Here is a 21,090-nt window from a genome sequence, read left to right as displayed (position 1 = left end):
ACTGCCCCTACTCTCCCGAGCACATTGTTGCCGCCCCGTCCGACCTGCAAACTGCGCGACAGTCGCGGCGGATGCGGCGCAAGACATCGAGGTCTTGCTCGCCGGTGTCCGGGTCGATGGTTGTGACGATGCATCGAGGGCGCTGTGAGTGGACGCCGATCAGCGCGTCTCCGATCCGCAGGGCGCGGCCCGGCCACTGACGCTCGTCCCGCGGTTCAGCGCCGGCTATCACGATGTTTGGACGTAGGCGGCGGCCGTCGACGCCGAGGCGAGCGATTTCGGAGTCGGTAGCTGTGCATCAGCGCCGACGGCAGCCCCTGCATCGACTTGACGGGGTACAACCAGAGTTCAGCGACCTGGAGTCCGCCGGTCGACGAAGTCGTCATCGTGTTCTTTCCATCCCGGATTTCGACCGTGGAGCCACCCCGGACGGCGGCTTGTCGGTGTGGGCCGCCGCCCAGGGTGGAGTCGGAGTTACGCGGCAACGCTGCGCGGAGTCACGCCCGGCCAGTCGTTGTCGACTCGGGCGAGCTTGTTGAACAAGTTGGTGAGCACGTTGACCGCGACGTGGCCGACAGTCTCGGCGATCTGCTGATCGGTGACGCCGGCGCCGCGCACCTCCTGGATGAGCACGTCACTGACCTCGCCACGGCCGCGGACGACGGCGTCCGCGAGCTGCAGGATCGCGCGGGTGTGCGGATCGCTGCTGTCGGCGTCGCGCGCCTTCTCGAGCTCGGCCTCGTCAACCTTCGCGACATTGGCGCCGATGTAGGTGTGCGCCGACAGACAGTACTCACATCCGTTCGCCTCGGCGACCGTAATGGCGATCTGCTCACGGACACCCGCCTTGAGTGTTCCTTTGGCGAGAGCACCGGACAGGACGAGGTAACCGTCGAGCAGCGCGGGGCTGTTCGCCATCACCTTCGTCATGTTTGGCACCAAACCGAGCGTCTGGTTCACGCGGTCGAGTAGCGTTTTGGCGTCGACGCTCGCCTCGTCGGGTTCGATCATGGGTAGTCTTCGCATGGGTTCGTCCTCTCCTCATTTTGTCATTTCTGCTGGTTGTAGACCTACGCACCCGGGGTCGGCGTTGCGTACGAGCGCTCCACCAGCTCGCCCAGTCGGGCGCGGAGCTCTCCGTCAGCCAGCCGGCTCACGTGATCGAACTGCCGGAAGGCGTGCGACACAGCCAGCTCTTCGCGGACCACGTCTGCCCCGATGACTGTCAGCACCCGGTGGAGGCTGTGCTGCGCCCAGGCCGCGCCATGCGGGCTCGGGCTGGCACTCGCCGTCCCCACCGGCTTGCCTTCAAGCACGGCGTTACCACGCGGGCGAGATACCCAGTCCAACGCGTTCCTCAGCTGTCCGGCATCGAGTCGTTGATTCTGATGTTCCGCCAGCTACTCACTTCCACACTCCTCTTCGGATGCCACGACGCTATGAGGTGGTCCAGAAGGCGTCGTCACACGAAGGTGGCAGATCCGGTGGAACGTCTGACAGCTTCGACTGGAGCCCGAACACTTGCTGGCCTCCATGTCGGGACCTGAGCGATAACATCGCATGCGGCCGCGGTGGAGATATACCTGAGCCGCCCGTCAGATCTGCACACGTTGGGATCCAGGATCTACGGCACCATCGGGCCTTACCCCTGGTTCATGGACACGGTGGTGGATTACGCCGCCGACGGGAGCGTAGCGGGGTAGAGGGTTTCGTAGGTGTTCGAGGAGTGGTAGCGGCACCAGGAGTGTCGCCTGCGCGTGTTGTAGCGGGTGACCCACCGGAACACGTCGCGGCGGCAGGTGGCCTCGTCGGGCCAGGAGTTCTTGCCTTGGAGGACCTCTCTTTTGAGGGTCGCGTTGAACGATTCGGCGAGGCTGTTGTCGTCGCTGGTGCCGACAGCGCCCATGGACTGGGTCACGCCGAGGGCGTTGCAGAGGTTGGCGTAGTCCTTCGACGTGTAGACCGATCCGTGGTCGCTGTGGAACACGGCTCCGGCCAGGCTGCCTCGGGTGAGTTCGGCGGCTTTGAGGGCGTCTTCGACCAGTTCGGTGCGCATGTGGCCGGCGACAGCCCAGCCGGCCAGTTGGCGGGAGTAGCAGTCGATGACCGTGGCCAGGTAGAGGTTGTTGCCGTCTGCAAGTGGTAGGTAGGTGATGTCGCCGACGTAACGCTGGTTCGGGGTTGCGGCGGTGAAGTCGCGCTTCAGCAGGTCGGGCACCTTCTGGTCGGCGGGCTCGGGGATCGTGGTGCGGACCTTGCGGCGGCGCCGGTAGCCGGCGATGCCGTGCTTGCGCATCACCCGGGCGACCCGCTTGTGGTTCACCCGCTCACCGGCGTCTGCGCCGTCGTTGAGCTCGGCGGTGATCCGCGGAGCACCCTGGGTCGTGTCCTCGTCGTGGACGGCCCGGATCCTCATCGCGAGCTGGGCGTCGGCCGCGGCCCGCTCGGCGCGAGCCGGGGCAGCCTTCAGCCACGCATAGTACGACGAACGCTCGATCTCGACGAGCTCGCACAACCGCTTCACGCTCCAGCCAGGCCGTGACCCGGCGCCAGAGGTGGTGGAGTGGTCAGCGACGAACTGGAAACGGTTCACCAGTTCGTCTCCCCGGCGAAATACTTGGCCGCCTGACGCAGGATCTCCCGCTCGGTCGTGAGCCTGGCCTGCTCCGCCCGCAACTGCGCATTCTCGGCCTCGAGCCGGGCGATCCTCGCCTCCGGCGACTCCGGATCAGCACCCGCCGGCGTCTCACGCCGGCCGGGCCTGGACGGGCTGCTGACGGTGGCGCCGTCGGCGGTCGTCTTCTTGCCCGTCCCGTACAGGTCGACCCAACGTTCCAGGGTCGCCCGCTCGACCCCGAGATCGGCCGCGATCCCACGCAGCGTCGCTCCCGGAGTGGACTGGTACAAGTCAACGGCCTGCCGACGAAACTGTTCGGAGTAGTTCTTGCGGGCCATGGACCTGATCATCTCGCTTCCCCAGCACACGGCTGGATTCAGCGTGTCCAAGAACCAGGGTCAGGGCCCCGCCCTCCTCTCAGTGCACAGTGACAACGTCCGACAAGTCAAAGTTGCCCATGGCAAGAATCCGCCGATGCGCGGGGTGAGGCATTGTCGCGGTACGCACGATGTCGACGCACTCTATGGTCAGCAGCCCCCGCGCGGCAGGTATCCCGCTCAGGCCACTTGACCCGCCCGCTCGGCCCACCAAGGCCGTTGGGAGCCATTCCGGCGGTCCCACCGATCCGGGCGGCGTACCGAATGCGAACAACGCGAGACACCAACAGCTCGCGCCCGTGCGGTCGCGGCTGTTCAGCTTCGCAGCGCCGTGGGAAGGAACCAGTTACGACGCGGCGAGGCGCAGCTTGGCCTGGGCCAGGTCCAGCCGATCGCACATCTCCCGCCGGCGTACGGGTGGGCGCCGCTATCCTCGGCAGATCGCGACTACAGGTCGAGCACGAGCGTCACCGTGTCACTCGTATGTGCCGGCTGACCAAACCGCTGCCGACGGCAACGAGTGCCACCAGGGACCAGGCACCGCACCGTGCTGCCAAAGGCGCGCACCGCCAGCCCGTCGCCGCCAGCGAGAGCGGTCGCCCGTCGCCGCAGACTGCGCCGCCAGAGCCCAGGACCGGCTGCCGGTGTCGTAGGAACCGGTTGATTTGCGTTCGACGGACGCCGCGCAGGTTGCTTAGGCGCCGATGTCAGTTCGCGCGGCCGGACCGGAAGCTCGCAGTCCCAGGCAGGTGGCTGCCGGCTGGGACCATGGCCGCGATATCCGGTGCAGCTTCCCGACGAGTTGATCTCGATCAGCGCCCGGATCCCTAGCGGATGCCCGGCCGGCCAGCGATTGCTGCCGGTACGGCGGTAGAACGCTCGGCTACGGTCTGATTGTTCGCGGTCAACCCGCGATCACCGATCCAACCGGAGGACGACGATGACCCCGCGACAACGGATGGCAGCCATCTGCGCCCTCGCGGCTGGTGGGCTGGTGACGGGCGCCGGCACCTATCTCGGTCTGGTCACCGGAGCGATCTCACTTGATCTCGGGATCGGCCGGCGGACCCGGCCACTCGGCCCTATCGATGTGCGGATCGCCGCTCCGCGTGAGGTGGTCTTCGACGTGGTCACGGCGCCGTACGCCGAACGCACGACCAGGGCGATGCAGGAGAAGGTGCGTGTGCTGGATCGCGGCACGGACATGCTGCTGGCCGCCCACTACACCTCGATCCGCGGCCGGCTTCGGGCCACCACCGTGGAGACCGTGCGGTTCACCCGACCCGAGCGGGTCGACTTCCGATTGGTCCGCGGCCCGGTCCCGTACGTCGTTGAGTCGTTCGACCTGGAAGGTGATGGCGGCGACACCCGCCTCAGGTACACCGGCGAACTCGGCACCGACCTGTGGAGACTGGGCCAACGCTGGGGCGACCTGGTCGCTGCCAGGTGGGAGGTTGCCGTGAAGGCGTCACTCGATGCCGTCACGGTCGAGTCCGAATGGCGACATCGCTCGGGAACCCGGCCGTAGTCGCTGTGGTTGAACGCGCGCGTGACAGGCGATCATGGAGGGTGACACCTCGCGACCGAGCGCGACCGCTGCCGGCGCAGATGCCAGTCACTTGCTGAAGGTTGTCATGGATGTCGTCGTACTCATCGGCCGGATTCTCTTCGCCGCGCTGTTCGCCGTTTCCGCGCTGGCCCACTTCGGTCAGACAGACGCGATGACAGGCTACGCGAAAAGCAAAGGCGTGCCCGCCCCGAGACTCGCCGTGCTTCTGGGCGGCGTACTCCTCGTCCTCGGAGCGGTCTCGGTTCTGCTCGGGATTTGGGCGGATCTCGGCGCGCTCCTGCTGGTCGTGTTCCTGGTCCCGACCGCGCTGCTGATGCACGCCTTCTGGCGAGAGTCAGATGCGCAGGCAAAGCAGACCGAACAGATCCAATTCTTCAAGGACACTGCACTGGCGCCTCAGCGAACCCGCCGAGGGCTCTGACGGCACCGACACCAGCCGGGCACTCGGCATGGAGTACGTCCAGCGATGTCTTCAGCCGAACCGCGAACGCTGACAAGCAGAACGGCCAGAGGTCACCCGCGTCCAGTCGACGCCATCGTCGAATGGGCCATGCCGGACCCGAGCCCGCTCGACCGGCTGGCCGGGATCATTCAACCGACACTCGTCGCGAACGGTGACCGACATGATGATCCCGACCGTCAACTGGCAACTGCTCGCCGACCGGCTACCGAACGCTCAACTGCGGGCCAAGTGGGCCGCGGGCCTTCATCAGCTGCTCTCTAAGGCGTGGAGTCCGCACGGTGGGAGTGTCGGTTGTCCGGGCCTACGATGAGCGTATGGCCACCGGTTCACTCCGGAGGTGGCAGGGCGGGCTCCAGGAGGCACTGACCAGGCGCCTTGGAGAGGCGCGCGCCGTGATGACACTGGGCCGATACGCCCAAGCGTTTCCTGCCGGGTTCCATGCCACACACCCGCCGGCAGTCGCCAGCGCCTGGGTGACGGCGCTGGAGGAGTACGCCGGCGGCACCGGACCGCTGCTGCGGCTGGTGGTGCCTGACCGCCCGGCGGACGGGCAGCTCGACCTGGATCTGGATGACGGCACCCGGTTTCTGCTGTTGTGGCCCAGCCCGGCGCCGGCGCTCTTGGCGGACGTGTTCCCGGTACTGGAGAACTTGGCGTTGCGGATCGCCGGGCATGAGGCATACGAGGTGCGTCCGGCCGGCCGGGCATCGGTCCGCGCGGAGGAGTTCGCGTTGCTGCCGCGTGATGTTGGGGTGCTGACAGCCGACCCTGCCATCGGCGACGAAGTGGCTGACGCCTTCGGGGCGGTGTGGTCGGGACACGCGGAGAACGATGGGTTCAACCAGCTGGTACTGCGGGCAGGCCTGTCATGGCGTGAGGTGGCCGTGTTACGGGCTTGCTTCGCATACCTTCGGCAGGCAGGCCTCACCTTCAGTCAGGCGTATGTCGAGCGGACGCTCTTGACGCACAAGCGGGTGACCCGGCTGCTGGTGGCGCTCTTCCACGCGCGGCTGGATCCGGTATACACCGGCCGCACCCGCGAAGAAGAGGCGTTGGCCGAGGTGGAGGCGGCGCTCGCGCCGGTGGAGAACATCTCGGAGGACCGGTTGTTACGCGCATTCCTCGAGCTGGTCTGTGCTGTGGTCCGCACCAACTATTACCAGTACGACACAGACGGCGCTCCCAAGCCTTACATCGTGCTCAAGCTGGACTCGACTGGTTTGCCTTTCCTGCCCGTCCCGCAGCCGATGACGGAGACCTTCGTCTACTCCACGCGAATGGAGGGGCTGCACCTGCGCACGGCCAAGGTGGCGCGAGGTGGCCTGCGCTGGTCTGACCGGACGGAGGACTACCGCACCGAGGTGCTCGGCCTGATGAAGGCGCAGCGGGTGAAGAACGCGGTGATCGTTCCGCACGGCGCGAAGGGCGCGTTCGTCGTGAAGCGGCCGCCTGCCGCCACAGATGCCGAGACGATACGGCAGGAGGTGCGGGCGGCGTACGAGACCTTCGTCCGTGGGCTACTCGACGTCACCGACAACCGCGTCGAGGGGACGGTAGCCCGGCCACCGCAGGTTCGCTGCCGCGACGATGCCGACACCTACCTGGTGGTCGCCGCCGACAAAGGCACCGCGACGATGTCCGATCTCGCAAACGGAATCGCCGAGGAATACGGCTTCTGGCTGGGCGACGCGTTCGCCTCCGGAGGCGCCACCGGGTATGACCACAAAGCGCTCGGCGTGACGGCGCGAGGCGCGTGGGAGTCAGTACGCCGTCACCTGGGCGAGTTGGGGCTGGATCCGGCTCGGGACGAGATCACGGTCGTGGGCATCGGCGACATGGCCGGGGATGTGTTCGGTAACGGCATGCTGCTGTCTGACCGGATCCGGCTGATCGCGGCCTTCGACCACCGGCACGTTTTCCTCGACCCCGATCCCGATCCTGCTGCGTCGTACGCCGAACGGCAGAGACTGTTCCGGCTACCCGGTTCGTCGTGGGCCGACTACCGGCCCGACCTGATCTCCGCGGGTGGCGGTGTGTTCTCCCGGACGGCGAAGGCGGTGCCGCTGTCGCCGCAAGTGTGCACCCTCCTCGACGTGGAAGCGGACCTGCTTCCGGCCGACGAACTCATCCAGGCGGTACTGCGGACCGGGGCCGACCTGTTGTTCAACGGTGGCATCGGCACTTACGTCAAAGCTTCGACAGAGTCACACGCCGACGTCGGCGATCGCGCCAACGACGCTGTCCGCGTGGACGCCTGCGAGCTGCGGGCGCGCGTAGTGGTCGAGGGTGGGAACCTCGGGGTCACGCAGCGCGGCCGGGTGGAGTACGCCCTTGCCGGTGGCCTGATCAACACCGACTTCATCGACAACTCGGCCGGGGTGGACATCTCCGACCGCGAGGTCAACCTCAAGATCTTGCTCGACGCGGCGGTCAAAGGCCGGCGGCTGTCCCGGTCCCGGCGCGACGAACTGCTCCGGCACGTTGCTCCACAAATCGTCGAGCAGGTACTGGCGAACAACGCCGCGCAAGCCCGGGCGATCAGCGTCAGCCACGCGCTGGGCGCAGCGTGGCTGGACAAGCAAGTGGAAATGATCCGGCACGCCGAGGACCTGGGCGTCCTGGAGCGCGCGCTCGAGTCACTGCCGGATGAAGAGGCAGTCGCGCAGCGGCAGGCCGGCGGCCTCGGGCTGACCCGCCCTGAGATCGCGGTGCTACTCGCAGTCAGCAAGGACGTGGCTACTCATTTCCTCCTCGAGTCGGGCGTACCGGACGACGCGTACATCGGCTCCGCCGCCCTCGCGCGATACCTGCCGCCGGCGTTGCGCGCCGAGTTCAACGATCTCCTCCCCCGCCATCCGCTGCACCGCGAGATCGCCTGCAGCGTGCTCGCCAACGAGGTGTTCAACCGGATGGGCTCCGGGGCGCTGCTACGGGTGCAGGAGCTCACCGGCCGGGACCGGGAGGACCTCGTCGTGGCGTACGTCGCCGCACGTGACGTGTTCGCTCTTCCGGCTGTCTGGACGGAGATCGACCGCCTCGACGTCGCCCGGCACACCCAGCTGCAGACCCGCCTCCTGGGCGAGACCAGGCATATCGTCGAAAGCGCGGCCCGCTGGTTCATGCGGCACGGGCACGCCGTGGACCCGGCGATCGAAGTGGCCCGGCTGCGACCCGGTATCGACAAGCTGAGCGGCTGCCTCGACGAGCTGATGCCGCCGCACGCTCGGCAGCGACTCGATGCCCGCATCACCGACCTGGTGACCAATGGGGGTGCGCCGCAGGAACTCGCCCGAGTGGTCTGCCTTCTCAAGCCACTCACTCTGACCCTGGGCGTGGTCGAAGCCGCGGAAGGCAGCGGCGCCGACCTGACGTTCCTGACCGGCATCTTCGCGCTGGTAGGAGAACAGCTCCAAGTCGACTGGCTGCGTGACCAGGCCACCGAGCGACCCACCGACGACCACTGGTCGATCCTGGCCAGGGTGGCGTACGGCGACGACCTGGTCGCCGAACAGCAGCGTCTCGCACTCGCCATCCTCCACGAAGTCGGCACCGCCTCGTCACCTCATGAAGCAATTGCCTCCTGGCTCCATCCCCGCCGGCGCAGGCTTGCGCTTTTCGAGCACACCCTGCAGCACCTCCGCGCAGCAGCCGAGGTCGACGTCCCCATGCTCGCCGTAGCCCTCGAGGGTTTGCGCAGTCTCCAGGGCGCAGACCCCGGAGTCGGCGCCCGCCTCACCTGATGCCACCGCTGGCATCTGACCCTTCGCACACCGGCACATCGCAGCCCCAGACCTCCGTGCGCCACAGCTCATACACCGATCTCGATGCGTGTACTTAAGGTGCGTGCCGGATCGGCCTGCACCGGCGTCGTTGCATGCCACCTTCGCTATGTCCTGCTCCCTTCTCTTGCTTCCCTTCTCCCGCCTCCTGGAAGGTGTCTCGAGAGCGGCAGCAGCCGCCAATGACGGTCATCCCTGGCTGGCACCGCGGTGTGCCACGCCTCGCGATGTGTGCGATCACAGAACTCCCCTCGTCGCCGCATTCCCGCCCAGGACCATCCAGTTCCTCAACACCTTTCGGCCACGGTGCAGCCGCGACATCACGGTTCCGAGAGGAGCCCCGACGATTCCGGCGATCTCCTTGTAGGTAAACCCTCGACGTCGAAGAGCAGGACCACCCGTCGGTAGTGCTCGGGCAGCGATGACAACGCCTCCCGGAGCCGCTCCCCGGGGATCGAGTCGATCACGACAACCTCGGCGGAAGCCCCGACGGCGCGCCCACTGCGATGGCTTACCGGTACCAGTCCTCGGCAACCATCCGCGGCTCGTTCAGGCGCTTGCGGTAGCCGCTGATGAGGACGTCGTGGTGGCAGATCACGGCGGTCGGCCGGCCTTCGCGGCCGAGGAACTCCGCAGCGAGCGCGCGGGTGATCGACAGGTTGTTCTCGGCCAGTTCAAGGTCCTCGATCCACCATCGTTGGCCGTTCGCACTGCGTGGTTCATTCCGTCCCGCCGACACGTGCCCGGAGACACTTAGGACAGCGAGCGCTGAGTCTCATGCCGATAGCCGGTGTGCCGGTGGCAGCGGTCGAGCAAATGGCTCGCGAGCAGGCTGTTCGCCCGCGACCTGCCGACGTTCGTCGCCGGGATCACCGTCGCCGGGACGGCCAGGGCGCGTTCGGGCGTCGACATGGCCATGATGACCGAACTGCTCCCGTCCACTGCGGATGCCGGGGCGGGACTGGCTGTGGTCACCGTGTCGTATCAACTTCCGCAGTTGCTCGTCTCCGTACTGGCGTTGCCGTTGCCGGCAATCGGCCACGCCGGGCCGAACTACTTCGCTCCGTTCCTTGGCACAGTCATCGCCGCCCTCGCCGTTCTTACCGATCAAGAACATGCGCGGACGCGCCAGCGGCAGCCGCCGACTCCACGTCGGCCGCGGCCCGACCGAGCACATGCAGCGAATCGTCGAGTTGAAGCGTGGACTCAGGCGTTGAGCCCTATGCATGTGGTTAAGGTGCGTGTCCCGCCTCGGACACGCAACTTAGCCACACGGTCGGCCATAGGGTCGACCTCCACATCGACAGTCTTCTCGATGTGGTCATACCTGAGCGACAGCCGCAGAGCCGCGTACAACTCAGTGAGCTCTTCCCGGTCTGCCCGATCCAGGGCCTGGGCCATGCCTCCCAGCCGATCGATGTGCGACTCGAGTTCGTCCCGACTCGTCCCTTGGTCGTTCTGTGTTGCCGCCAGCGCCTTCTCAGCCGATCGCTTCTCGGCCGCTGCCGCGTTGTACTGCTCACGCAGTTCCACCGGATCCCAACCGGCATCAAGCGCTCGCCGCAGTCGCTCCATCGCGACGTCCGCCGCGGCGATGCGACTCGACACCGTCGATGAAGGCGTCCGCGTCCGAGTCGCCCGCGTCTCCGACAGCGCCCCCGAGCTCTCCGGCAGCTCGACCAGCTCGGCATCACCATCGGTACGACGTTCACGGTGAACCGCCGCGACGACGTCACCGGCACGATCGACGTCGTCCACGACGGCGCGTCCGTCGCTCTGGACCTCATGACCGCTTAGGGCGATCCGCGTCGTACAGACGGATTCTTGACACGACCCGTTAGCTCACCGCCAGCGTGTGAGCACGCAGCGAATACGGTTGCCCGGAGCTCTTACCCAGCAGGTGTTGAGCGCGCAGAATGCGAAGCACAGGGCGTGCGGTGGGGTCCGCGAGCCCGGGGGTAACAAGGGGTGGGGGCATCCATGGTGCGTCTGGGATTTGCGACGCGTAGGCGCGGGCTGGTCAGCGCGGTTGCGGCGATGTTGCTGGGCGCCGCGTTGCTCACGCAGGTCGGGCCCGGTCCGGCAGGGGCTTCGACGTTGCCGACCGGATTCCGCGACAGCGTCGTACTGAGCGGGTTGACCAACCCGACGGTGCTGCAGTTCGCACCCGACGGGCGGATCTTCGTCGGCCAGAAGAACGGCGTGATCAAGGTCTTCCAGAGCCTGACGGACACGAACCCGGTGACGGTGGCCGACCTCAGGACACAGGTTAACGACTACTGGGACCGCGGCCTCCTCGGCTTCGCGATCCCGCCCAACTTCCCGGCAAACCCCTTTGTTTACGTGCTTTACGCGTACGAAGCGCCAATCGGCGGTACGGCGCCGACCTGGAACGACGCCTGTCCGACGCCACCCGGCCCGACCACCGACGGATGCCTGGTGTCGGCGCGCCTGTCGCGACTCCAGATCAGCGGAAACGTCATGACGGGCAGCGAACAGGTCCTCATCAACGACTGGTGCCAGCAGTACCCGAGCCACTCCGTCGGCACGCTCCTGTTCGGACGCGACGGCTACCTGTACGCCAGCGCCGGCGACGGTGCCAGCTTCAACAACGTCGACTACGGGCAGTACGGCGCGACGTACGCCGGCGATCAGGCCAACCCGTGTGGCGATCCGCCAGGTGCGGTCGGTACTGCGCTGAGCCCGCCCGGAGCGCAAGGTGGAGCGCTGCGGAGTCAGAGCGTACGGCGTCCCACCGGGCCGGCGACGCTCGACGGTGCGATCTTGCGCCTCGACCCGGCGACCGGTGCCGGCGTCCCCGGAAACCCGTTCTTCTCGTCGACCGATCCGAACGCACGGCGCATCGTGTCCTACGGAGTACGCAATCCGTTCCGGATGACTCAACGCCCGGGCACTGACGAACTGTGGGTCGGCGATGTCGGCTGGGGCGCCTGGGAAGAGATCAACCGGGTGGTGTCACCGACCACGGCCACCAACTTCGGCTGGCCGTGCTACGAAGGCTCAGGCGCTCAGAGCGGCTACCAGGGTGCCGGCCTCACCTCATGCCAATCGCTCTACTCGACACCTGGCTCGGTCGTTGCGCCGTACTACGCCTACAACCACAACGCCTGCGTGGTGAACTACACCGGCTGCCGCACCGGTGGTTCGTCGATCACGGGCATCGCGTTCTACCAAAGCGGGTCGTATCCGGCGCAGTACAACGGCGCACTCTTCTTCGCCGACCACTCGCGCAACGAGATCTGGGCGATGCTGCCTGGTACGAACGGATTACCGGATCCGGCAAGACTGCAGTCGTTCGTGGGTGTCGACGCGGCCGGCGGCGCGGCCGGGCATCCGGTCGACCTGAAGATCGGCCCCGGTGGCGACCTGTTCTACGTCGACATGGAGAACGGTTCGGTCCACCGGATCACCTTCACCGCCGCCAACCAGGCGCCGAATGCTGCCTTCACCGCAAACCCGGCCAGTGGCGCGGTCCCACTGACGGTCAACTTCGACGGCACCAGCTCATCCGACCCGGAAGGCCGTCCGCTCACGCACTCGTGGGATCTCAACGGCGACGGGACCTTTGGTGACGCGACCGGTACGACGACGTCGTACACCTACTCGTCCTCGGGCGTCTATCATCCAGCGCTTCGGGTGACGGATGACCAGGGCGCGAGTGACACCACGTCGGTGACTGTCACGGCTGGCAATACCGCGCCGACCGTTGTGATCGATTCGCCCGCGGCGTCACTGACCTGGAAGGTCGGCGACCCGATCCCGTTCACCGGCCACGCAACCGACGTACAGGACGGAACGCTTCCGGCGTCTTCGTTGAGCTGGGCCGTGAACATGAATCACTGCATCACCCCGACCGACTGCCACGCGCATGCCTTGCAGACGTTCAACGGCGTCGCCGGTGGGTCGTTCACCGCGCCCGACCATGCATACCCGTGCTGGATCGAACTGACGTTGACCGCGAGGGACTCCACCGGACTGACGTCGACAACCAGTCTCCGGTTGAACCCGCGAACCGTCGTACTCACGTTCAAGACCACGCCTGGCGGCCTGAACCTCACCAACCTGGTCGTCAACGAGGCGCCCCGCTCGACCCCGTTCTCCGTCACGGTCGTCGTCGGCTCCGCCAACTCCGTCAGCGCCCCGTCCCCACAACCCTTCAACAAGTCCACCTATTTGTTCACCTCGTGGTCCGACGGCGGCCCGCAAAGCCACACCATCACCGCCCCCGCCGTCAACACCACCTACACCGCCACCTACCGCAAACGCTGATTCCACCCGATTGGGCTGTCGCGGCGCACACAAGGAGTTGGTCGCCGGAATCGGTCAGGATTCGAGCTCGGGTTGTGGCATTGTCACCAAGGTGGAGGAGGTGATGCCGAGTGAGTGATCCGTCGGCCGGCCGTACCGGGTACAGCTGTCGCGCAGGCCCGGCGCCGAGACTGCCCGCAGATGCCGCCTCAATCAGCTACCCGCGGCGGCAGCCCTTGTATCGGGTGTTCATCCGATCCCGCTCTGGAACAGCCGTTCGGCCTCATCGAGCAGTATGTGGGCACTCCGAAGTGCTTCCTTGGCTTCCTTCGCTCCGACGTAGACCGCGCCGTAGTGCGCGCCGTCCCTGATGTCGAGCAGTCTTTTGAGCGCTCGGGGCCGAGTCGCTGACCATCGCTGCCAACCTGGGTGACCAGGTTGATCGCCTGGCGATGGTCCTGGCCGCGGGATCGCTGGCCGAGGGTGATCCAGCATGCCGCGTCTGCGGCGGCGATCCCAGCGAGTACGGCCAGTGCGGCCGACATGTTCTCGTTGGCCAGTTCGTCGTCGACGTCGCCGACGAGATCGGCGACTTCCAGGAAGGCCCGGGCGTGCGTGAGCCGTACGGCGGCCTGAGGACGATTGCATTCCTCGGTCCGGCCGGACGGGCGGTTCATGCGCTCTCCTTGTGGGTCAGACGGTTGATGAGGGCCCGGATCTGGGGGCTGGCATTGCGAACGCTGCCTACCGCACCAGGCCCACATCGTGATGTGCGGCATGTGCAGCGCAACGGTGATGCTCGGCGGAGTACTCACGGCCGACGAGCCGAACGAGCTGCCCGGCACCGCTGCCCAGTGGCTCGCGAGCCACGGCTGGATCCATCGCAGCAGCATCTAGTTCTGCGGCAACCACCCCGAGGCGTAACCTTGCCGGGCGCACGGTCACCCTCACAGCGCCCGCCGTACAGCGAGGTGATCGGCGAACCGGTCGTGACGCCCAGGCCTCTGATCGCCACCGGCCAGGTCGCCGCCGTGATCGGCGTATCGACGCAGCGCGTCAACCTGTTGGCTCGAGCGGCGGTCATCCACCACCACGAACGCCTCACCGAAGGACAGTGAGGCGACGCCGTCAGGCGTCGGTACTCCGCAGCTCAGGCTGGTGACGGGTCGGTGCGCTCCTCTGTCGTCGGGCTTACCGCGCTTGGTGAGCGTGGCGGACTGGTGGAGGACCCCGGCCCGGAATCGATTTGTGCGTTGACGAGCCTGAGTAGGTATCTCGGAGAAGCCGGCCACGAACCCGGCGACGATGTACGTGCCGGCCCCCGTGACCTCCATCCCACTGATGACCTGCGCGCTCAGGAAAAGGTAGACCGTCAGCGCGGCCACGGCGCCAACAGTCGGCTTGAGCGCCAACTTCTTCGTGCTGGGTGCGGTACTCGAGGAGCGTTGCCCGCGAGTCGCGCACCGTCAGCATCCCGCTGAGGATCCCCCCAACTGCACCCACGATGGACAGGCCGATCGCCCCGGCGATCAGATCGATCGAGTCCCCGAGCCCCAGCTCCGCTACCGGCCAGAAGACCTCGACCGCCGCGGTCTGCTGGAACGCGACACGAACGGCACCGCAGCCATCAGCAGGGCCAATCCGACGACCACGTAGACGAGCAACGCGTTCAGCCTGCTGACCTGCAAATCGTCCTCGATCAGATTTCGCTCGGCTTGCCCGTGGACGTAAGAGATTCCATCCTTCAAAGCTGTCTTCACGACGTCGAGATAGTCCTCGCCGTCCTTGCCCATATCCAGGGCGCGCAGAGCCCATCTGATCTGGGCAATTTCGTTCGTCGGCAGCGGCACTATTTGCTGGAGGCCAGAGACGACACTGTTCAGCCTGAGCTGAAATGTTCTCGGTCGGTAGAGCGACACCAAATTGCGGTCGGCAAGTGCGAGCGCGGACCCCGGGCGTAACCTGCGCGTATCCGTCGGTCACGCGGCTGAAACATGCGCTTCTTACCTTGAGAGTCCACGTCAGCCGCGCGAGGCGGTGAGCCGATGTACGAGCACGTCGACCCGTTCATCGGGACCGGTGCCACCGACCTGCCCACGCCCAAGGGCCTGGCAGGGACATGGTGGTGGCCCAAGCCGCAGGTCGGCAACACTCACCCGGGCGCGATCCACCCCTTCGGGATGGTGTCGGCCTGCCCGTACTCCGGGGCCTACCCGACCGGTTACGGGCTGTACGACTTCAACACCGAGGGCGTGCCCGGCCGGTTGTACGACCGCCCGGTCGCCTCCGGTTTCACCCACTTCCAGCAGTCCGGCACCGGCGCGATCCGCAAGTACTACAACTACTTCCGGGTCACGCCGATGCTCGGCCCGCTCGATGACCTGGGCACCACGTGGGACCTGCTGGAGGAGGTGGCCGAGCCCGGCTACTACGCGGCGACGCTCAGCTCGGGGGTGCGCTGCGAGCTGACAGTCGGCCCCAAGTCGGCCGTCCACCGGTACACCTTCCCGGCAAATGACGCCGCCCGGATCGTCATCGACGCCTCGACCGGCGGCCTGGCCATCCCGCGCAGCCAGACCGTGCCGCTGAAGGCGCACCTGGCGATGCCGGAGCCGGGGGTGGCTCAGGGGGAGATCCACGTCGAGGGGGTGCCGCTGGCTGTGCACCTGGAGGTCGACGCACCCGGTTGGCGGCAGCTGCTGTGGTATGACCGACGCCTGATGCCCGGCGGCACTCGCCTCGACTTCGACTACATCCGACCGACCACATTGCGGCCATTCGGGCTGATCTTCATGGGCCCCTCGCGCGCCGAGCAGACCGTCGAGGTGCGGCTGGGGTTCTCCCTGCGCGGGTGTGAGACAGCCCGCGGCAACCTGCACACGGACGTCGGCCGCACCCAGGCCACCTTCGCCGGGCGGCGCGACCGCACGGCAGCCAGCTGGCGCGACCACCTCGGCAAGGTCGAGATCGAGGCCGCGTCCGATGACCAGGCAACGGTTTTCAGCACCGCGCTCTACCACTCGCTGGTCAAGCCGTGCTTCGCCCCGGACGAGAGCCCGTCGTGGACGACCGAGGGCCCTTACGCGTTCGACATCTGCACCATGTGGGACATCTACCGCACCCAGCTGCCGCTGATGACCACGCTGTTCCCGCAGCGTTCGGTCGCGCTGGCCGGCGCACTGCTGTCGATCTGCGAGCAGGAGGGCAACCTGCCCATCGGATACCGGATGGCCAAGGGCGCGGACCGGTTCTCCCGGCAGGGCAGCGCGCTCGCCCACACCTTCCTGGCCGACCTGTGCCAACTGGATCTGCCTGGTATCGACTGGGACTGGGCCATGGTGCACCTGGAGATGGACCTGCGCCGGACGTACGGGGAGGACTACCTGGTGCACGGTGTGGCGCACCCGATCAGCCACACCCTCGACCTGGCGTACGCCTACCACTGCACCGCCGCGATCGCCCACAAGGTGCGCGACCGACCGCTGGCCCAGCAGATGCGCGACCTCGCCCAAGGCTGGCAGGCGGCGTACGACCCGGGCACCGGCCTGCTGCGCGACTCGACGTTCTATGAGGGCGGCCGGTGGAACTACTCTTTCCGGCTGCTGCACGACATGCGTGCCCGGATCGCGCTCGCCGGCGGCGATGAGGCGTTCGTGCGGCTGCTCGACCGGTTCTTCGGGTACGACGCCGCACCGGTCACCCAGCCGGGGGTGGCGCCGAGCGTGGCCGAGATGAACGCCGGGTACGGCCTGTGCCGGTTCGAGGGATTGAACAACGAACCGGACTACGAGGCGCCGTGGTCCTACCACTACGCCGGACGGCCGGACCGAACCGCCGAGGTGGTGCATGCCGCGATCGCCAACCAGTTCGGCACCGGCCGGGGCGGGCTGCCAGGCAACGATGACTCCGGCGGGCTGTCCGCGTGGTACGTGTGGGCGACGCTCGCGCTGTTCCCGGTGGCCGGTCAGAACCTGTTCCTGGTGAGCGCGCCGGCCGTGGCGGAGTGCACCATCCGGCTGCCGGAGAGCGAGCTGTCGATCACCACCACAGGATTCGAGCCGGTCGAGGCAGGCGGACCGGTCTCCTACGTCCAATCCGTCGCGCTGAACGGCAAGACACTCGAACGCCCCTGGATCTCCGGCCTGGAACTACGGCACATCCGCAACCTGCACATCGAGCTCGGCCCTCGGCCCTCCAGCTGGGGCAGCCGGATCAGGCCACCATCCACATCCGATCCACTGCACACCACTGGAGGTGAGGCATGACCATCGCCGACAACACTTTCGTCCGATCCACACCCAACCGCCGTCTGGTCATCGTCGTCCGCGCCGACCCGGTGATCTGCGGGCACTCCGGTGAGGCACGGTGCCTGGCGGAGGTGGCGCTCACCCGCGGGTTCGACGACGTGCGGATCGTGACCTGGCCGCTGGATGCGCTGGAGGCGGCCGGGCTGCCGTTGAAACCACTCGATCGTGTGCTGCCGTACAGCCCTGGCATCACCGTCGAGCGGCCCGATCCCGTTGGCGACTACCGGGTTCCGGACGGGCGCTACCTGTCCGGGCTCATCGGGCGGCTGGTCGAGCTGTTCGGCGACGGGGTACCGACGGTGGCGATGTCGCTGTACCTGAGCCCGCACGCGATCGCCGTACAGGAGGCCGTCCGGGTGGCGCGCCGGATCGGCCCCGCACGGGTCATCACGGTGGCTGACGCTGTGGGCTCCGACGTCACCAACGTGGTGCGCGACTGCGTGGACACCGGCCGGTTCGGAGCGGCCGCGCACATCCTGTCGGTCTACCTGGAGGCCGACCACTGCGTGGCGGTGTCGGAGTACACCAAGGAGCTGATCGTGGCCTCGGCGGCGACCCTCGACCGCATGCACGGTACGACGTTCGCGCAGCGGTGCCGTGAGCGGATCGCCATCTCCTACCCGGCGGTCGACTCCAGGTCCTACCTGTCGCTCACCGATGACAGGATCGCCGAAACTCTTGCCCGGCGCGGCCTTTCGCGGGACGGGTACGTGCTGTTCCTGTCCCGGATCGCCTCGGCGAAGGGGATCGATGACCTGATCGACGCCTACGCCGGATCGCGGTCAGCCGAGCGGGTGCAACTGGTCCTGGCCGGGCGCGGGCCGCAGGAAGGTGAGGTGGTGGCGCGGGTGGCGGCAGCCGGCCTGGGCGAACGGGTGCGGGTGCTGACCGACGTGGACGACGCGGAGAAGCCGGCGCTGATGGCCGGGAGCGCGGCGTTCGTGCTGCCGACCCGCGAGGAGCCGGAGTTCGTGGAGACGTTCGGGATCGCGCTGGTCGAGAAGGCTCTCGCCGGCGGCGGGCCGATCATCACCTGCGCGACCGGCGGCGTACCCGAGGCGGTCGGTGATACGGCCCTGCAGGTGCCGCAGCGGGAGCCGGGCACGCTGCGGACCGTGCTTGACGAGGTCGTGTGCGACTGGACCTACGAGCAGCGGGCGGTGGCCGAGCAGCGCGCGCGGGCGTACGCGTTGCAGTTCGACCGGGTTGCGGTGTTCGACCGCCTCTTCGCGCTCGCCGACCCTCCCGCCCTCCCCGTCGCCTGAGCTCGATCTGCTGGTCGCGCGGCCGCCCTCGGGATCGATCTTTCGTGGAGTGAGGTGTTCTCACCGGCGCCCTCGTCGCATTGATCACCGGATCGGATGCGTACTTCACCTGGGCTGCTTGGTACTCCTGCACCGCTGCCCAGGCGTTGTTTCCGTACTTGACAAAGAACGGCGTCGGGCCGGGGCTGCGATCGAGTCGGGCACGTCCTCGTTCACGTTGAAGAAGTCGAACGGGACCAACCGGGCAGGTTGATGTCGACCAGCATCAGCGTGTCGTTGTCCGGGAAGTGGATGTAGATGTTGTCGGGTGTGTGGTTCGTCCCGTGATACGCCAGCTCGATCCGCTCGCCCCCGACCCGCAGGATACGGCGGCTATCGAAGGTCACATCGGGCACCGGCCGGGTGGGATCGTTGTCGCGGGCAAGCAACCGCCTGTTCTCGGCATGACCGAGCCGGGTCACGCGCTTGCCGAACAGCGACGAGGCACCGACGTGGTCCGCGTGGTGATGCGAGTACACGATGTCCGTCACCTTGTTGGGCACACCTTTCTCGGCCGCGATCTGGTCGATTGCGCGCTGCAGGTCTCCCCGATCGTGGGTGGCGCGTCGAACAGCACCACTCCGTCCTTGGTGGTCAGGAACGCCGCTTGGTACGTGCTGTCGGTGACCCAGGACAGGTTCCTCTTGATCCGGCCGACGAAGTAGCCCTGCGCGTTGACCGCCGGGCCGAGCGCGGACGGCGGGATCGGCGCGTAATCGGGCAACTCGGCGGCCGACGCTGGCGCGCTTCCGAGCATGGGTCGGCGGCAACCGCGGCACCGGCGGCGAGGAACCACCAGTTCTCTGTCACGGCCAACCTGCCGGTCTACTTCTGCGACCCGCACTCACCCTGGCAACGCGGCTCCAACGAGAACACCAACGGCCTGCTGCGCCAGTACTTCCCCAAAGGCACCGACCTGTCCACCCACCGCCGACCACCTCGCCGCCATCGCCGCCCGCCTCAACGGCCGGCCACGCAAAACGCTCGACTGGGAAACCCCAGCCGAGCGCCTCGCTAAACTCCTGGCCACAGCCAGCTAATTCACTTGTGTTGCAGTGACCCCTTGAAACCGCCGTTCGTCGAGGGGCCATACGGTCGACATCACCGCACCCGGCGACAGAGTCTGGCGCCCGAAGGCGAACAAGGACGACACCAAAGATGACGTGGCCCAAGGATCCGGTACGTCGTACGCCGTCGCCACCGTCGCCGGAATCGCGGCGCTGTGGCTCTCCAAGCACGGTCGCGACGTCATCATCCAGGCCTGCGGCGGCAGAGAGAAGATCGCCCCGACATTCCTGCAACTTCTCCGATCCACCGCGTCTCCCGTACCGAACTGGCCGTCCGGGCATTTCGGCGGAGGTCTGGTCAACTCAGACGCGCTCCTATCGGCGCCGGTGCCGAACGACACCACCGTGCCCACACTCGCGCCGACCGCCGATGAGTACACCGCAATCGACCGCGGAGGAAGTAGAACCTTCGGCCGTCTCTACGACTTCGCCATGAGCAGTGTACGCACGTCCGCGCTCGCGATTCGTGAAGACGTCACGACGCTCGACACCATCAACGCGGACCTCGCCAACGTCCTCAACACCACACCAGACAACTGGCGGGGTGGAAGGCGAACTCCTGGCCGACGCGGTACTGAGACTGCACCAGTCGACACACAGCATTGACCGGCGGAGTCAAGCCCGGATTCTGTCGTTCGAACAGGAACGATCGTGTCCATTACATGGTTGCACGGACATCTGCGTCCGAGCTTGACGTTCGATTTCTTGACAACGATTGCCGGTTGACGATCGCGGATCCGGTTGCTCAGATGGGACCGTCTTCGGCAGGCGGGAACAGTCACGAGTCCGCGTCGCGGTACCGCACCAGGTGGTCCGGGGATGAGTCGTCGCAGCGGATCGCAACGTCCGTTGCTCGTGAGGACGGGATAGTTGCCGAGCTTCGGCGGCGCGAGGAGGCGCGGCGCCCAAGTGCACCCTTGCACGCCTTGGTCGATCAATTCGGGCGTGATGTTCATCGTGATGTTCATTCGGTGAGCCGGCACACGTAGAGTGCGGTTGGCACGAGGACTGGGTCTCGCGCGTTCCGGCTCACCGAATGAGCACCATACCCGGGCAAGCCGACGTACGACGGCATCGAAGAAGGCAAAACCGCTCGTCTCGAAGCCGATGGCAAGAACGCGCGGCCCAACGCTGTCGGGCCCGCACGTGATCCTCAAGCTCTTCAGCATCCACAGTGCCGCGATCGCGAACTACCTGCGACGCATCCACCCGGTTTCGGATTGAGTCCATCCGTGACGGCTTGCGAGGAATAGTCAAGACCTGTGGATTGGCGTGTCACGCAGCTTGTTGATCACCTCCTGATTCGTCGGGTCGTTCGACGAGTTTGCCGTTCTCGA

The 21,090-nt window shown here is 66.9% G+C and carries 18 protein-coding genes and 3 pseudogenes; 9 read left to right on the top strand and 12 right to left on the bottom strand.

From position 1 onward, the window contains the following. Positions 1–7 precede the first annotated feature (7 nt). From ACIBL3_RS44615 to ACIBL3_RS44600, 4 genes are all read right to left on the bottom strand, one after another. Positions 8–277 (bottom strand): MOSC domain-containing protein, encoded by a 270-nt coding sequence (locus ACIBL3_RS44615; protein WP_396360129.1) that lies wholly within the window; start codon positions 275–277, stop codon positions 8–10. Between the two features lie 197 nt (positions 278–474). Next, positions 475–1,026 (bottom strand): carboxymuconolactone decarboxylase family protein, encoded by a 552-nt coding sequence (locus ACIBL3_RS44610; RefSeq protein ID WP_396360096.1) that lies wholly within the window; start codon positions 1,024–1,026, stop codon positions 475–477. 44 nt (positions 1,027–1,070) lie between these two features. Further along, the gene (locus ACIBL3_RS44605; RefSeq protein WP_396360128.1) at positions 1,071–1,361 is read right to left on the bottom strand and encodes an NADPH-dependent FMN reductase; all 291 of its coding nucleotides are present in this window, start codon (positions 1,359–1,361) and stop codon (positions 1,071–1,073) included. Positions 1,362–1,672: 311 nt separating this feature from the next. Next, positions 1,673–2,955 (bottom strand): IS3 family transposase gene (locus ACIBL3_RS44600; RefSeq protein ID WP_396360127.1). Its coding sequence is split into 2 segments (ribosomal slippage): positions 1,673–2,610 and positions 2,610–2,955, totalling 1,284 coding nucleotides; the frame shifts between segments, so codons are not numbered across the junction. 979 nt (positions 2,956–3,934) lie between these two features. On the opposite strand from ACIBL3_RS44600, the gene ACIBL3_RS44595 reads away from it, so the two are divergent. The 3 genes from ACIBL3_RS44595 (at position 3,935) to ACIBL3_RS44585 (ending at position 8,767) form a co-directional block, all read left to right on the top strand. Continuing rightward, positions 3,935–4,522, top strand: coding sequence for a hypothetical protein (locus tag ACIBL3_RS44595; protein ID WP_396360095.1), 588 nt, complete (start codon positions 3,935–3,937; stop codon positions 4,520–4,522). A 106-nt stretch (positions 4,523–4,628) separates the two neighbouring features. Then, a complete protein-coding gene (locus tag ACIBL3_RS44590; protein WP_396360094.1) occupies positions 4,629–4,985 on the top strand; it encodes a DoxX family protein in 357 nt (118 codons plus the stop codon). Between the two features lie 356 nt (positions 4,986–5,341). After that, entirely contained in the window at positions 5,342–8,767 is a 3,426-nt protein-coding gene (locus ACIBL3_RS44585) for an NAD-glutamate dehydrogenase domain-containing protein (RefSeq protein ID WP_396360093.1), read from the top strand. 276 nt (positions 8,768–9,043) lie between these two features. On the opposite strand, the pseudogene ACIBL3_RS44580 reads toward ACIBL3_RS44585, so the two are convergent. The 3 genes and pseudogenes from ACIBL3_RS44580 to ACIBL3_RS44570 form a co-directional block, all read right to left on the bottom strand. Then, positions 9,044–9,273: pseudogene (locus tag ACIBL3_RS44580) on the bottom strand (sigma factor-like helix-turn-helix DNA-binding protein). A 44-nt stretch (positions 9,274–9,317) separates the two neighbouring features. Further along, positions 9,318–9,545, bottom strand: a complete 228-nt coding sequence (locus ACIBL3_RS44575; RefSeq protein WP_396360092.1) for a hypothetical protein — start codon at positions 9,543–9,545, stop codon at positions 9,318–9,320. A 14-nt stretch (positions 9,546–9,559) separates the two neighbouring features. After that, entirely contained in the window at positions 9,560–9,724 is a 165-nt protein-coding gene (locus ACIBL3_RS44570; RefSeq protein WP_396360091.1) for a hypothetical protein, read from the bottom strand. Between the two features lie 771 nt (positions 9,725–10,495). Here ACIBL3_RS44570 and ACIBL3_RS44565 point away from each other — a divergent pair. Together ACIBL3_RS44565 and ACIBL3_RS44560 are read left to right on the top strand one after the other, a co-directional pair. Continuing rightward, entirely contained in the window at positions 10,496–10,603 is a 108-nt protein-coding gene (locus ACIBL3_RS44565; protein WP_396360126.1) for a hypothetical protein, read from the top strand. A gap of 183 nt (positions 10,604–10,786) precedes the next feature. After that, positions 10,787–13,096 carry a PQQ-dependent sugar dehydrogenase gene (locus tag ACIBL3_RS44560; RefSeq protein WP_396360090.1) on the top strand — a complete coding sequence of 770 codons (2,310 nt, stop codon included), beginning with the start codon at positions 10,787–10,789 and terminating at the stop codon, positions 13,094–13,096. A gap of 188 nt (positions 13,097–13,284) precedes the next feature. Here ACIBL3_RS44560 and ACIBL3_RS44555 read toward each other — a convergent pair whose 3' ends face one another. The 3 genes from ACIBL3_RS44555 to ACIBL3_RS44545 form a co-directional block, all read right to left on the bottom strand. Then, the gene (locus tag ACIBL3_RS44555) at positions 13,285–13,752 is read right to left on the bottom strand and encodes a hypothetical protein (protein WP_396360089.1); all 468 of its coding nucleotides are present in this window, start codon (positions 13,750–13,752) and stop codon (positions 13,285–13,287) included. 270 nt (positions 13,753–14,022) lie between these two features. Then, positions 14,023–14,460 carry a hypothetical protein gene (locus tag ACIBL3_RS44550; protein WP_396360088.1) on the bottom strand — a complete coding sequence of 146 codons (438 nt, stop codon included), beginning with the start codon at positions 14,458–14,460 and terminating at the stop codon, positions 14,023–14,025. Between the two features lie 177 nt (positions 14,461–14,637). Next, positions 14,638–14,925, bottom strand: coding sequence for a hypothetical protein (locus ACIBL3_RS44545; RefSeq protein ID WP_396360087.1), 288 nt, complete (start codon positions 14,923–14,925; stop codon positions 14,638–14,640). Between the two features lie 195 nt (positions 14,926–15,120). Between ACIBL3_RS44545 and ACIBL3_RS44540 the strand changes: the two genes are divergently transcribed. Continuing rightward, positions 15,121–17,340, top strand: a complete 2,220-nt coding sequence (locus tag ACIBL3_RS44540; protein WP_396360086.1) for a glycoside hydrolase domain-containing protein — start codon at positions 15,121–15,123, stop codon at positions 17,338–17,340. After that, on the top strand, positions 17,337–18,647 hold the full coding sequence (locus tag ACIBL3_RS44535; protein ID WP_396360085.1) for a glycosyltransferase: 1,311 nt from the start codon (positions 17,337–17,339) through the stop codon (positions 18,645–18,647). The genes ACIBL3_RS44540 and ACIBL3_RS44535 overlap by 4 nt, the downstream gene beginning before the upstream one ends. Before the next feature lie 212 nt (positions 18,648–18,859). On the opposite strand, the gene ACIBL3_RS44530 is transcribed toward ACIBL3_RS44535, so the two are convergent. Then, positions 18,860–19,177: an MBL fold metallo-hydrolase gene (locus ACIBL3_RS44530; protein ID WP_396360084.1), complete on the bottom strand. Its 318-nt coding sequence runs from the start codon at positions 19,175–19,177 to the stop codon at positions 18,860–18,862. After that, entirely contained in the window at positions 19,174–19,443 is a 270-nt protein-coding gene (locus tag ACIBL3_RS44525; protein ID WP_396360134.1) for a hypothetical protein, read from the bottom strand. The genes ACIBL3_RS44530 and ACIBL3_RS44525 overlap by 4 nt, the downstream gene beginning before the upstream one ends. 39 nt (positions 19,444–19,482) lie before the next feature. On the opposite strand from ACIBL3_RS44525, the pseudogene ACIBL3_RS44520 reads away from it, so the two are divergent. Both ACIBL3_RS44520 and ACIBL3_RS44515 read left to right on the top strand, forming a co-directional pair. Next, positions 19,483–19,726: pseudogene (locus ACIBL3_RS44520) on the top strand (IS30 family transposase); the annotation flags it as partial. A gap of 45 nt (positions 19,727–19,771) precedes the next feature. Continuing rightward, positions 19,772–20,359 (top strand): annotated as a pseudogene (locus tag ACIBL3_RS44515) (S8 family serine peptidase); the annotation flags it as partial. Positions 20,360–21,090 lie beyond the last annotated feature (731 nt).

This window comes from Kribbella sp. NPDC050124, assembly GCF_044460355.1.
Lineage (GTDB): Bacteria > Actinomycetota > Actinomycetes > Propionibacteriales > Kribbellaceae > Kribbella.
This window is presented reverse-complemented; position numbering and strand designations above follow the sequence as displayed.

Bases quoted from the DNA above. Each gene is read 5' to 3' on its own strand.
- ACIBL3_RS44560 (WP_396360090.1), top strand. From the start codon at position 10,787: ATGGTGCGTCTGGGATTTGCGACGCGTAGGCGCGGGCTGGTCAGCGCG.
- ACIBL3_RS44525 (WP_396360134.1), bottom strand. From the start codon at position 19,443: ATGCTCGGAAGCGCGCCAGCGTCGGCCGCCGAGTTGCCCGATTACGCG.
- ACIBL3_RS44540 (WP_396360086.1), top strand. From the start codon at position 15,121: ATGTACGAGCACGTCGACCCGTTCATCGGGACCGGTGCCACCGACCTG.
- ACIBL3_RS44610 (WP_396360096.1), bottom strand. From the start codon at position 1,026: ATGCGAAGACTACCCATGATCGAACCCGACGAGGCGAGCGTCGACGCC.
- ACIBL3_RS44590 (WP_396360094.1), top strand. From the start codon at position 4,629: ATGGATGTCGTCGTACTCATCGGCCGGATTCTCTTCGCCGCGCTGTTC.
- ACIBL3_RS44555 (WP_396360089.1), bottom strand. From the start codon at position 13,752: ATGAACCGCCCGTCCGGCCGGACCGAGGAATGCAATCGTCCTCAGGCC.
- ACIBL3_RS44535 (WP_396360085.1), top strand. From the start codon at position 17,337: ATGACCATCGCCGACAACACTTTCGTCCGATCCACACCCAACCGCCGT.
- ACIBL3_RS44585 (WP_396360093.1), top strand. From the start codon at position 5,342: ATGGCCACCGGTTCACTCCGGAGGTGGCAGGGCGGGCTCCAGGAGGCA.
- ACIBL3_RS44595 (WP_396360095.1), top strand. From the start codon at position 3,935: ATGACCCCGCGACAACGGATGGCAGCCATCTGCGCCCTCGCGGCTGGT.
- ACIBL3_RS44570 (WP_396360091.1), bottom strand. From the start codon at position 9,724: ATGGCCATGTCGACGCCCGAACGCGCCCTGGCCGTCCCGGCGACGGTG.